General features: G+C 69.9%; 13 protein-coding genes. 10 read left to right on the forward strand and 3 right to left on the reverse strand.

The genetic code is table 11. The annotated features are described in order from the left end of the window. Position 1 precedes the first annotated feature (1 nt). From sufD to RV986_RS39230, 6 genes are all read left to right on the forward strand, one after another. A complete protein-coding gene (gene sufD, locus RV986_RS39205; RefSeq protein WP_475921925.1) occupies positions 2-1,183 on the forward strand; it encodes a Fe-S cluster assembly protein SufD in 1,182 nt (393 codons plus the stop codon). Next, positions 1,183-1,512 carry a non-heme iron oxygenase ferredoxin subunit gene (locus RV986_RS39210; RefSeq protein WP_475921926.1) on the forward strand — a complete coding sequence of 110 codons (330 nt, stop codon included), beginning with the start codon at positions 1,183-1,185 and terminating at the stop codon, positions 1,510-1,512. The genes sufD and RV986_RS39210 overlap by 1 nt, the downstream gene beginning before the upstream one ends. A 7-nt stretch (positions 1,513-1,519) precedes the next feature. Then, a complete protein-coding gene (sufC, locus tag RV986_RS39215) occupies positions 1,520-2,287 on the forward strand; it encodes a Fe-S cluster assembly ATPase SufC (RefSeq protein WP_475921927.1) in 768 nt (255 codons plus the stop codon). Further along, a complete protein-coding gene (locus RV986_RS39220) occupies positions 2,284-3,540 on the forward strand; it encodes a cysteine desulfurase (protein ID WP_475921928.1) in 1,257 nt (418 codons plus the stop codon). The genes sufC and RV986_RS39220 overlap by 4 nt, the downstream gene beginning before the upstream one ends. 97 nt (positions 3,541-3,637) lie before the next feature. Next, a complete protein-coding gene (sufU, locus tag RV986_RS39225) occupies positions 3,638-4,102 on the forward strand; it encodes a Fe-S cluster assembly sulfur transfer protein SufU (RefSeq protein ID WP_475921929.1) in 465 nt (154 codons plus the stop codon). Further along, positions 4,099-4,437, forward strand: coding sequence for a metal-sulfur cluster assembly factor (locus tag RV986_RS39230; protein ID WP_101405825.1), 339 nt, complete (start codon positions 4,099-4,101; stop codon positions 4,435-4,437). The genes sufU and RV986_RS39230 overlap by 4 nt, the downstream gene beginning before the upstream one ends. An 84-nt stretch (positions 4,438-4,521) precedes the next feature. Here the strand turns inward: RV986_RS39230 and RV986_RS39235 are convergent, their stop codons facing one another. Next, a complete protein-coding gene (locus RV986_RS39235) occupies positions 4,522-5,514 on the reverse strand; it encodes an AbfB domain-containing protein (RefSeq protein WP_475921930.1) in 993 nt (330 codons plus the stop codon). Between the two features lie 315 nt (positions 5,515-5,829). Here RV986_RS39235 and RV986_RS39240 point away from each other — a divergent pair, with 315 nt between their 5' ends. The 4 genes from RV986_RS39240 (at position 5,830) to dapD (ending at position 8,376) form a co-directional block, all read left to right on the forward strand. Beyond that, a complete protein-coding gene (locus RV986_RS39240; protein ID WP_475921931.1) occupies positions 5,830-6,075 on the forward strand; it encodes a hypothetical protein in 246 nt (81 codons plus the stop codon). A gap of 274 nt (positions 6,076-6,349) precedes the next feature. Continuing rightward, on the forward strand, positions 6,350-6,688 hold the full coding sequence (locus tag RV986_RS39245) for a DMT family transporter (RefSeq protein WP_475921932.1): 339 nt from the start codon (positions 6,350-6,352) through the stop codon (positions 6,686-6,688). Continuing rightward, positions 6,688-7,227, forward strand: coding sequence for a TetR/AcrR family transcriptional regulator (locus RV986_RS39250; protein WP_475921933.1), 540 nt, complete (start codon positions 6,688-6,690; stop codon positions 7,225-7,227). The genes RV986_RS39245 and RV986_RS39250 overlap by 1 nt, the downstream gene beginning before the upstream one ends. Positions 7,228-7,386: 159 nt before the next feature. Continuing rightward, on the forward strand, positions 7,387-8,376 hold the full coding sequence (dapD, locus tag RV986_RS39255) for a 2,3,4,5-tetrahydropyridine-2,6-dicarboxylate N-succinyltransferase (RefSeq protein WP_475921934.1): 990 nt from the start codon (positions 7,387-7,389) through the stop codon (positions 8,374-8,376). 93 nt (positions 8,377-8,469) lie between these two features. On the opposite strand, the gene helR is transcribed toward dapD, so the two are convergent. Together helR and RV986_RS39265 are read right to left on the reverse strand one after the other, a co-directional pair. Continuing rightward, a complete protein-coding gene (gene helR / locus RV986_RS39260) occupies positions 8,470-10,671 on the reverse strand; it encodes an RNA polymerase recycling motor ATPase HelR (protein WP_475921935.1) in 2,202 nt (733 codons plus the stop codon). Positions 10,672-10,800: 129 nt separating this feature from the next. Beyond that, positions 10,801-12,042 (reverse strand): glycosyltransferase, encoded by a 1,242-nt coding sequence (locus tag RV986_RS39265; RefSeq protein ID WP_475921936.1) that lies wholly within the window; start codon positions 12,040-12,042, stop codon positions 10,801-10,803. Between the last annotated feature and the right edge of the window lie 4 nt (positions 12,043-12,046).

Genomic DNA, 12,046 nt, shown 5'->3' on the forward strand with positions numbered 1-12,046 from the left:
CATGGCTGAGGCCCAGAATATTCCGGTGGGGTCCACCACCGCCGGCCAGATCGCGGTGGCCGCCGAGTCGACCGTCGCCACGCGCATGAGCGCGCCCCCGTCCTTCGACGTGGCCGACTTCCCGGTCCCCCATGGCCGTGAGGAGGAATGGCGGTTCACCCCGCTGGAGCGGCTGCGCGGGCTGCACGACGGCACCGCGGTCGCCACCGGCGACGGCGTCAAGGTCGACATCGAGGCGCCCGAGGGCGTCATCGTCGAGACCGTCGGCCGCGACGACGCCCGGCTCGGCAGGGCCGGCACCCCGGTGGACCGTGTCGCCGCCCAGGCGTACTCGGCGTTCGAGAAGGCCGGTGTCGTCACCGTCCCCAAGGAGACGGTGCTCACCGAGCCGATCCGCATCGCCGTGCACGGCGAGGGCGGCGTCGCCTACGGCCACCAGGTCGTGGAACTCGGAGCCTTCGCCGAGGCCGTCGTCGTCATCGACCACACCGGTGACGCCGTGGTCGCCGCCAACGTCGACTACATCCTGGGCGACGGTGCCAAGCTCACCGTCGTCTCCGTCCAGGACTGGGACGACAAGGCCGTGCACGTGGGCCAGCACAACGCGCTGATCGGCCGGGACGCCACCTTCAAGTCGTTCGTGGTCACCTTCGGCGGCGACCTGGTACGCCTCCACCCGCGCGTCGCCTACGCGGGCACCGGCGGCGAGGCCGAGCTGTTCGGTCTGTACTTCACGGACGCGGGCCAGCACCAGGAGCACCGCCTCTTCGTCGACCACAACACCCCGCACTGCAAGTCGAACGTCGCCTACAAGGGCGCGCTCCAGGGCGAGGGCGCGCACGCGGTGTGGATCGGCGACGTCCTCATCGAGGCCAAGGCCGAGGGCACGGACACCTACGAGATGAACCGCAACCTGGTTCTGACCGACGGCGCCCGGGTCGACTCCGTGCCGAACCTGGAGATCGAGACGGGCGAGATCGTCGGCGCCGGTCACGCCTCCGCCACCGGCCGCTTCGACGACGAACAGCTCTTCTACCTGATGGCCCGTGGCATCCCCGCCGACGAGGCCCGCCGACTGGTGGTCCGCGGCTTCTTCGCCGAGCTGGTCCAGCAGATCGGTGTCGACGACATCGAAGCGCGGCTCCTCGTGAAGATCGACGAGGAGCTGGAGGCGTCCGTCTGATGACTGTCTCGTCGACGTTCGTACGCGCCTGTGGGCTGAGCGAGCTGGAGGACGACACCCCGAAGCGGGTGGAGCTCGACGGCACGCCGGTCTCGGTGGTGAAGACCGAGGGGGAGGTGTTCGCGATCAACGACATCTGCTCGCACGCGAACGTCTCGCTCTCCGAGGGCGAGGTGGAGGACTGCCAGATCGAGTGCTGGCTGCACGGCTCCGCGTTCGACCTCCGCACCGGCAAACCGTCCGGCCTTCCCGCGACGCGCCCCGTCCCCGTATACCCCGTAAAGATCGAAGGGGACGATGTGCTCGTCTCCCTCACCCAGGAGTCCTGAGGAACCCATGGCTACGCTTGAAATCCACGACCTGCACGTCACCGTCGAGGCCGACAACGCCACGAAGGAGATCCTCAAGGGTGTCGACCTGACCGTGAAGCAGGGCGAGACGCACGCCATCATGGGCCCCAACGGCTCCGGCAAGTCGACCCTCGCCTACTCGCTCGCGGGCCACCCGAAGTACACGATCACCGGCGGCACCGTCACCCTCGACGGCGAGAACGTCCTGGAGATGTCCGTCGACGAGCGCGCCCGCGCGGGCCTGTTCCTGGCGATGCAGTACCCGGTCGAGATCCCCGGTGTCTCCGTCTCCAACTTCCTGCGCACCTCCGCCACCGCCGTCCGCGGCGAGGCCCCCAAGCTGCGTACCTGGGTGAAGGAGGTCAAGGAGACCATGGAGCGCCTCTCCATGGACCCGGCCTTCGCCGAGCGCAATGTCAACGAGGGCTTCTCCGGCGGTGAGAAGAAGCGCCACGAGATCCTTCAGCTGGAGCTGCTCAAGCCGAAGATCGCGATCCTCGACGAGACCGACTCCGGTCTGGACGTCGACGCTCTGCGCGTGGTGTCCGAGGGCGTCAACCGCGTCCGCGAGACCGGCGAGGTGGGCACCCTGCTCATCACCCACTACACGCGCATCCTGCGCTACATCAAGCCCGACTTCGTGCACGTCTTCTCCGGCGGCCGGATCGTCGAGTCCGGCGGCGCCGAACTCGCCGACAAGCTGGAGAACGAGGGCTACGAGGCCTACACCACGAAGGGTGGCGTATCCGCGTGACGCAGCTGCCGGGCCTCCTCGACACCGAGGCGATCCGCAAGGACTTCCCCATCCTGGACCGCCTGGTCCACGACGGTAAGAAGCTCGTGTACCTGGACAACGCGGCGACCTCGCAGAAGCCGCGCCAGGTGCTGGACGCTCTCAGTGGTTACTACGAGCAGTACAACGCCAACGTCCACCGCGGTGTGCATGTGCTCGCCGAGGAGGCCACGGCGCTGTACGAGGGCGCGCGCGACAAGGTCGCCGCGTTCATCAACGCGCCGAGCCGCGACGAGGTGATCTTCACCAAGAACGCCTCCGAGTCGCTCAACCTCGTGGCCAACATGCTCGGCTGGGCCGACGAGCCCTACCGGGTCGACCACGAGACCGAGATCGTCATCACGGAGATGGAGCACCACTCCAACATCGTCCCGTGGCAGCTGCTGGCGCAGCGCACCGGCGCGAAGCTGAAGTGGTTCGGCCTGACCGACGACGGCCGTCTCGACCTGTCGAACATCAACGAGATCATCACCGAGAAGACGAAGATCGTCTCCTTCGTGCTGGTGTCGAACATCCTGGGCACCGTGAACCCGGTCGAGGCCATAGTGCGCCGCGCCCAGGAGGTCGGCGCGCTGGTCTGCATCGACGCCTCGCAGGCCGCGCCGCACATGCCGCTGGACGTCCAGGCTCTCCAGGCCGACTTCGTGGCCTTCACCGGCCACAAGATGTGCGGTCCGACGGGCATCGGTGTCCTCTGGGGCCGCCAGGAGCTCCTGGAGGACCTGCCGCCGTTCCTCGGTGGCGGCGAGATGATCGAGACCGTGTCGATGCACTCGTCGACCTACGCCCCGGCGCCCCACAAGTTCGAGGCGGGCACGCCCCCGATCGCGCAGGCGGTCGGCCTCGGCGCGGCGATCGACTATCTGAACTCGATCGGCATGGACAAGATCCTCGCCCATGAGCACGCGCTCACCGAGTACGCGGTGAAGCTGCTCGGTGAGGTCCCCGACCTGCGGATCATCGGCCCGACCACGGCCGAGGACCGCGGCGCCGCGATCTCGTTCACGCTGGGTGACATCCACCCGCACGATGTGGGCCAGGTCCTGGACGAGCAGGGCATCGCGGTCCGGGTCGGCCACCACTGCGCCCGCCCGGTCTGCCTGCGCTACGGAATTCCTGCGACCACGCGAGCGTCGTTCTATCTGTACTCCACGCCGGCCGAGATCGACGCGTTGGTCGAAGGCCTGGAGCACGTCCGGAATTTCTTCGGCTGAGGAGCGGCTGAGACGTGCTGTGCCATCCCGGGGGACAACCCCCGGACCCCCGGCCGGATGACCGCGCAACGGACGACAGGACGCGAGGTTAGTCGTTGTGAAGCTGGATTCGATGTACCAGGAAGTCATCCTGGACCACTACAAGCACCCGCACGGGCGGGGCTTGCGGGATGGCGATGCCGAGGTGCACCACGTCAACCCGACATGCGGCGACGAGATCACGCTGCGTGTGAAGTACGACGGCGAGCAGATCGCGGACATCTCGTACGAGGGCCAGGGCTGCTCCATCAGCCAGGCCTCGGCGTCCGTGCTGAACGACCTCCTCGTCGGCAAGGACGTGTCCGAGGCGCAGAAGATCCAGGAGACCTTCCTGGAGCTGATGCAGTCCAAGGGCCGGATCGAGCCCGACGACGCGATGGAGGAGGTGCTGGAGGACGCGGTCGCGTTCGCCGGCGTCTCCAAGTACCCGGCCCGGGTCAAGTGCGCTCTCCTGAGCTGGATGGCGTGGAAGGACGCGACGGCCCAGGCTCTGGGCGGGAGCGCCGAGAGGAAGACGGCATGAGCGAGAACGAGACCTTGACGACGAAGCCGGCCTCGGAGGAAGAACTCCGTGAGGCGCTGTACGACGTCGTCGATCCCGAGCTGGGCATCGACGTCGTCAACCTCGGCCTGATCTACGGCATCCACATCGACGACGCGAACATCGCGACGATCGACATGACCCTGACGTCCGCGGCCTGCCCGCTCACCGACGTCATCGAGGACCAGGCCAAGTCCGCCACGGACGGCATCGTCAACGAACTGCGCATCAACTGGGTCTGGATGCCGCCGTGGGGCCCGGACAAGATCACGGACGACGGACGCGAGCAGCTGCGGGCGCTCGGGTTCAACGTCTGAGTCCACCCGCACCTGCGCACACGACTGTGGCCCCCGGCGGCTTGCCGGGGGCCACGGCTGTTCCTGCGGTCGGGTCAGGTCGCCTCAGGTCCAGCCGTTCACCACGCGGAAGGCCGAGTCCGCGCGGAAGAGCTGGGTGTTGTCGTATTTTTCCAGGCGGAGCTGGAAGTTGCGGTGGCGCAGATAGCGGCCGGGGTAGTTGATCGACTCCAGCATGACGGCGCCGGTGTACGGGGACGTCCGGGGGCAGAAGGTGGCGTCCTTGCGGAAGAGGCCGGAGCCGTCGTTGCGGTCTGCGCGCAGATAGAAGTTGCGGTGGCGCAGATAGCTGCCGTCGGCGGTGGTGAAGGAGTAGCAGTTGGAGTTGTCGAGCCCCGGCACCACCTTGAAGCTGGCTTCCTGCCTGGTCGACTCCGAACTGCCCGAACCCACCGGATCGAGACGGACGAGGCCGTTGCTCAGGTGCCAGTACCGGTCGGGGTAGTTGACCGACTGGAGCGACTTCCGCGAGGAGACGGGCTTGGACGTCGGAGACTTGCTCGGCGAGGGCGTCTTCGACGGTGCGGTGTCGCCGGGGACCTGCTCGGAGTCGGAGCCCTGTTCCGAGGGTTTGGGCGAGGCCGCGTCCGACGAGGCGGAGGCGGAGCCGGAACCCGAGCCGGACGGTCGCGGGGAGGACAGGGCGGCCTTGCCGGCCGGGGCGTTGTCCGTGCCGTCGGCCGAGGCGGAGAAGCCGGGGATGAACGGGACGTCCGTGTCGGAGGCGGTGTGGTTCGCCTCCTTCTTCGACGCGGCGTCAGTATTGCTGTCCAGTACGGCGATGGCGGTCGCGGTGGCGATGAGAACCGCCACCGCGAGCCCGCCGGCCAACCACAGCCGACGGGTGCCTGGCAGCCGTCCCTCGCCCGGGATCTCGCCGGACACCCAGGGCAGTGGGGGCTCGACGAAGGCGGGCAGTTCCGCCGGGTAGGGAGTGCCCTGGGGAGTGGGGCGCCAGGCGGGTTCCTCCGAGGTGGGCACGGGCTGGTCGGGCCCGGGCTCGGGGTCGGGGTCGGGCTCCGGCGTTATTTCTGGCATGCGCGTTCCTCCAGCGTCGCCCGAGGCGCACGCGGATTCGTCTACTGATCTCAGTACAAGAAAGGGGGGCGCAGACACACGGAACGGCGGTAGCCGTGGAAACCGGGTGCGCGACTGGTGAAACAGTAGTGGACCCGGTGAGGTCTGAGCAGCCGTTTCCCCCACTGATCCAGTGGCCGCATGGGGATTCATGGGGGTTCATGCGCGTTCATGGGCGCGATGGCTTCACGCGGTGGCTTCACATTGCATTCTCAGTGTGATCCAAGTCCGGGCTCATCGCGACGCGACTTCGTACTCCCCGCCTACGAGAGCCGGTTGGGCTTCGGCGATCCGGAGGAGCGCGGCAACCGGGCCGGGCTCGCACGGTGGATCACCGGCCGCGAGGAGACACGCTTCCGCGAACTCGGGCTGGATGCCACGCGCAGGCACGCCCGCGAGCGGGGCCCGGACGGCTGGTACGAGCTGTGCTTCGAGGGCCTGGTGGCGGATCCGGAGGCCCAACTCTGGTGGCTGTGCGGGTACTTGGGCGAGGAGTACGTATCCGGGACGAGAGAGCCGTAGCGCCTCGCTGGACGCCTCGCGGGCCGGCAGGTGGACCACCCGGCTGACGCCCACTCAGATACGGCTGTGCGAGGCCGTACTGGGGGAACGGCCGACCTTGTACGGCTACGATTTCGCCGGTCGGACGGCACGGGTGGGATCGACCGGCGTCCCGGCGCCGGTATCGAGTCGTCGTTCACGCCCATGATCGGTCCGCGCTCGCCCGCCTCCGGTGTCAGGTTCTCGACCGGCGACCGAGTCGGGCAGGCCTCTTTGTGTACGTGCGTACGCATCGATGCGTACACTCGTACACATGGGATACACGCTGCTCGCCGGAGCCATCGCCTCCGAGGTCGCCGCCACGACCGCCATGAAGTACAGCGAGGGCTTCAGCAGGCCCTGGCCGTCGCTGGTCACCGTCCTCGGCTACGTCGTCGCCTTCGTGCTGCTCGCGCAGTGCCTGAAGACCGTCCAGGTCGGCACGGCGTACGCGATCTGGGCCGGCGCCGGGACCGCCGTCATCGCCGCGATCGGCATGGTGTTCCTCGGCGAGGCGCTCAACTTCACGAAGGTCGCCGGGATACTGCTGATCATCGGCGGGGTCGTGGTGCTGAACCTCGGCGGAGCCCACTGATGGCGCCCCGCCGTTACGACCCCGAACGTCGGCAGCGGATCATCGACGCGGCGATCCGGGTGGTGGGCGCCAAGGGGCTCGCCGGGCTGAGCCACCGCTCCGTCGCGGCCGAGGCCGATGTGCCGCTCGGCTCCACCACGTACCACTTCAAGACCCTCGACGAACTCATGGTCGCCGCGCTGCGCCAGGCGAACGAGGGCTTCGCCAAGGTGGTCGCCGCGCGCGGCGCGCTGGAGGACCCCCGGGCCGACCTCGCCGGCGAGCTCGCCGGGCTGATGGGCGAGTGGCTCGCGGGCGACCGTACGGGGGTGGAACTGGAGTACGAGCTCTACCTCGCCGCGCTGCGCCGCCCCGCCCTGCGCCCCGTCGCCGCCGAATGGGTCCAGGGCCTGGCCGAACCCCTCGCCCGCCGCACCGACCCCGTCACCGCGCGGGCGCTCGTCGCACTGGTGGACGGAATCTGTCTGCAGGTGCTGCTGACGGGGACGACGTACGACGAGGGGTATGCGCGGGAGGCGTTGGGGCGGGTGATCGGCTGAGGGGGAGGGGGCGGTGCGGGGGGATGTGAGGTGGGATGTGCGGTGGCAGGGCGGGCTCCCGCCGGGTCGCCCCGCAGGGGGGCGTACGGGGCGCTCGGCACGTGAGATGCCGGGTGGATCGGTTCGCCCGCGCGGCCCGGGCCGCGTTAGGTTTCACCCATGACCGACACGACTGCTACTCGCACCACCGGCGCCGTCGCCGCAGGCCTCGCCACCCTCACGGCCGACGGCACCGTCCTCGACACCTGGTTCCCCGCGCCCGAACTGTCCGCAGAGCCCGGCCCGGCCGGCACCGAGCGGCTCTCCGCCGAGCGTGCCGTCGAGCTGCTCGGCGAAGGCGCCGCCAAAGCCGTCGGGCCCGACGCCCGCCGGGGGGTCGAAGTGGTCGCGGTCCGTACGGTCATCGCCTCACTGGATGAGAAGCCGATCGACGCGCACGACACCTACCTGCGGCTGCACCTGCTCTCGCACCGCCTCGTGAAGCCGCACGGCCAGAGCCTGGACGGCATCTTCGGCCACCTCGCCAACGTCGCCTGGACCTCGCTCGGCCCGGTCGCCGTGGACGACGTCGAGAAGGCGCGGCTCAACGCCCGCGCCGAGGGGCTGCACCTCCAGGTGACGTCCATCGACAAGTTCCCGCGCATGACGGACTACGTCGCCCCCAAGGGCGTCCGCATCGCCGACGCCGACCGCGTCCGGCTCGGCGCGCACCTCGCCGAGGGCACCACCGTCATGCACGAGGGCTTCGTGAACTTCAACGCGGGCACGCTCGGCACCTCGATGGTCGAGGGCCGCATCTCGGCCGGGGTCGTGGTCGGCGACGGCTCCGACATCGGCGGCGGCGCCTCCACCATGGGCACCCTCTCCGGCGGCGGCAACGTCCGCATCACGATCGGCGAGCGCTGTCTGATCGGCGCCGAGGCGGGCGTCGGTATCGCCCTCGGCGACGAGTGCGTGGTCGAGGCGGGGCTGTACGTCACCGCTGGCACCCGCGTGACCATGCCCGACGGGCAGATCGTCAAGGCTCGCGAGCTGTCCGGGGCGTCGAACATCCTCTTCCGCCGCAACTCGGTGACCGGAACCGTCGAGGCGCGGCCGAACAACGCGGTGTGGGGCGGCCTGAACGAGGTTCTGCACAGCCACAACTGAGGGGTTCGTCATCGGCCGTGGGTTGTTCGTGGCCGGTCGTATGGTTCCCCGCGCCCCTTCCGGGGTGCGGGGAACCATTTCATGTTCATGAGCTCATGAGCTCGTGAGGACGACGAGTTGCCGGGTCGCCCGGGTCATCGCGACATAGCGGTCGACCGCCCCTTCGATGCCCTTGCCGAACGACTCCGGGTCGATCAGGACGACCAGGTCGAACTCGAGCCCCTTCGACAGCTCCGGGGTCAGCGACCGGACCCGGGACCTCGCCCGGAACGCCGGATCGCCGATGACGCAGGCGATCCCGTCGGCATGCGCGGCGAGCCAGGTGTCGAGGACCGAACTCAGATCCGCGGCGGATCCGTGGACGACGGGGACACCGCCGCTGCGGATGGAGGTCGGCACGTTGGCGTCCGGGAGCACGGCCCGGATGACCGGCTCGGCCTCCGCCATGATCTCTTCCGGCGTCCGGTAGTTGACGCTCAGGGAAGCCAGGCGGATCCGGTCGAGCCCGATCCGCTCCAGCCGTTCCTGCCACGACTCCGTGAACCCGTGCCTGGCCTGGGCACGATCCCCGACGATGGTGAAGCTCCGGGACGGGCACCGGAGCAGCAGCATCTGCCACTCCGCGTCGGTCAGTTCCTGGGCCTCGTCCACGACGATGTGCGCGAACGGACCGGCGAGCAGGTCCGGTTCGATGCCGGGCGACACGGTCTCGTCGACCAGGGTGTCCTTCAGGTCCTGCCCGCGCAGCATCGTCACCGCACCTTCACCGTCGGCATCGGCGTCGAGCAGGTTGTCGATGACGCCGGCCATGCGCTCACGTTCGGCGGCGACGGAGGCGTTGTGCCGACGCCTGCGTCGCGCCGCCTCCGGGTCGCCGAGCCGCTGCCGTGCCGCGTCCAGGAGCGGCAGGTCGGACACCGTCCAGGCCCGGGCGTCCGCGCGCTGCAGCCGCGACACGTCGTCGGGGCTGAGCCAGGGAGCGCACTTGCGCAGGTAGGCGGGTACCGACCAGAGGTCTCCGACGAGGTCGGCCGCTTCGAGCAGCGGCCACGCGCGGTCGAAGGCCGTGAGCAGCTCCCTGTTGCGCAGCAGCGACCTCCGGAGCAGCCCGGGCGAGGCGCCCTCGTCGTGCTCGTTGTCCTCGTCGCCTTCGTTGGCCTCGTTGGCCTCGTCGTGCTCGTCGTGCTTGTCTCCCAGGATCGTGAGCAGCTCCTCCCAGACCTGCTCGCGTGCCTCGTTGTGCGGAGTACCGGGTTCCGCAGCTTCGAACGCCAGGGCCCAGTCGTCGGCGCTCAGTCGGATGTCGGACCAGTGGGTCGCGACCGTCATCCCCTTGGTGGGCGGCTCCTCGTAGAACCTGACGGCCGTCTCGATCGCCCGCACCAGGTCCGCGGACGACTTCAGGAGGGCCACGTCCGGGTCGGACTCGATCGCTGCCGCGGCTCCCTCGTCGACGAGGTCCCGCAGGGTGCAGGTCTGCACACCCTCCTCTCCGAGGCTGGGGAGGACGTCGGCGACGTAGGCCAGGTAGGGGCGGTGCGGACCGACGAACAGCACGCCGCCCCGGCGGTGACCGAGACGGGGGTCGGAGTGGAGGAGATAGGCGGAGCGGTGCAGAGCGACGACGGTCTTGCCCGTACCCGGACCGCCGTCGACGACGAGAGCGCCGCGGGATCCCGCGCGGATGATGGCGTCCTGGTCGGCCTGGATGGTGCCGAGCACATCTCGCATCCGTGCCGACCGGTTGCCGCCCAGACTGGCGATGAAGGCGGACTGGTCGTCGAGCGCGGCATGCCCGGCGAACCCGTCCGCGGTGAACACCTCGTCCCAGTAGTCGCTGATCCGGCCGCGGGTCCAGCGATACCTGCGGCGGCTCGCCAGACCCATCGGGTTGGCGTGGGTGGCTCCGAAGAACGGCTCGGCCGCGGGGGAGCGCCAGTCGAGCAGCAGCCGACGACCCGCGCTGTCCGTCAGACCGAGTCTTCCGACGTACACGGGCTCGGGGTCCTCCGCGCCGACCATGTGTCCGAGGCACAGGTCCAGACCGAAGCGGCGCAGCGCGCGCAGGCGAGCGGTCAGCCGGTGGATCTCGATGTCCCGGTCCATCGCCTGCCGGCCGATGACGCCGGGCGCCCGGCGCTCGGCGTCGAGGCGTTCGGTCAGTTCGGCGATCGACTGCTCCAGGCACTCCGCGACGGCCGCGAAGTGCTGCTCGTCGCCGGCGGTCAGCGCTGGGTCGGCCTTGGCGGAGAGACGGTCGGGAAGGTCGAACGCGCTGGTGGTCAAAGGGTTCACGTAAGCAGCTCCGATCTGAGGTCGCTCGCGACCATGGCGCTCGACAAGGCGTAAGGCGTAAGGCGTAAGGCGTAAGGCGTGTAAGGCGTGTAAGGCGTCGGGACGGTCCTGGCTCGCGGTCCCGTGTGTTCACGCGGACACGGGCGGCCCTTCCCGGCCGACCGTGTCGAGCAGCAGCTTCGCGGCCACCGTCGCCCCGTCGGTGCGGACGGTGCCGGCCACGGCGGTCGCTCGTGCGTGGGTCTCAGGCGTCAGGGCCGTTTTGAGCGCGGCCGACAGGGACTCGAAGGTCGGGGTCGGACCGTCGTGTGCCGCGCCGATGCCCAGGTCGGCCACCCGGTCGCTCCAGTAGGGCTGGTCCGCCGCCTGGGGTACCACCACCTGGGGCGCGCCGGCCCGGGCGGCTGTCGTCGTGGTGCCCGCGCCGCCGTGGTGCACGACGGCGGCCACCCGGCCGAACAGCGCCTGCTGGTTGACCTCGCCGACGCCGAAGCAGTCGTCCCGGTCGTCGATCAGGCCCAGGTCGGCCCAGCCACGGGAGACGAGCACGCGGCGGCCCTGCGCGCGGACCGCCTCGACGGCCACCAGGGCGGCATCCTGCGAGGCGCGCATGGGCATGCTGCCGAAGCCCACGTACACCGGTGGTTCGCCGGCCTCCAGGAACGCCACCAGCTCGGCGGGGAGCGGGCGTTCGTCCGGCAGGAGCCATGCGCCGGTCTGTACGATGTCGAGGTCCGGCGTCTCCTGCCACGGGTCCAGGGTCGGGTCCGTGGCCAGCCACGGCTGGTCGCCGATGACGTAGTCGCGGACGTTGTCCACCGGGGGCAGGCCGATCGACGCCCGGTTGGTGTTGAGCGCCTCGCCGAACAGCGCGTTGATGTTCCGGGCGTCCAGGTCCCACAGCACCTGGTTGTCGGTCACCTCCGGCGGGAGCGGCCGGCCCGGATAGGCCAGCGGTCGGCGCCGCGGCGACGGCAGGGTGAGCTGCTGGAAGGTCACGGACACGGAGGGGATGCCCAGTTTCTCGGCCACCGACCGCGCGCCGGCCGCGGCCGACATCACGCCGGTCGCCACCAGCGCGTCACATCCCTCGGCCGCCGCGGTGACCGCGGTGAACTGGCCGGCGGTCAGCTCGGCCGCGCGCCGGGGCAGATCCGCCGGCGACGGGGGCGGCGTCGCCGTCGTCAGCTCGCGCGCCGACCGGCCGAAGGGCACCAGCGGCAGGCCGACACCGGCCAGCAGCTCCACGAACTCCTCGTCCGGCGGCGCGCACACCCGCACCTCCGCGCCGAGTTCCCGCAGCCGCACCGCGAGCCCCGCCATCGGCTGGACGTCCCCGCGTGACCCATACGTCGACAACAACACACGCACTTCG

The sequence above is a fragment of the Streptomyces sp. RLA012 genome (assembly GCF_056270325.1).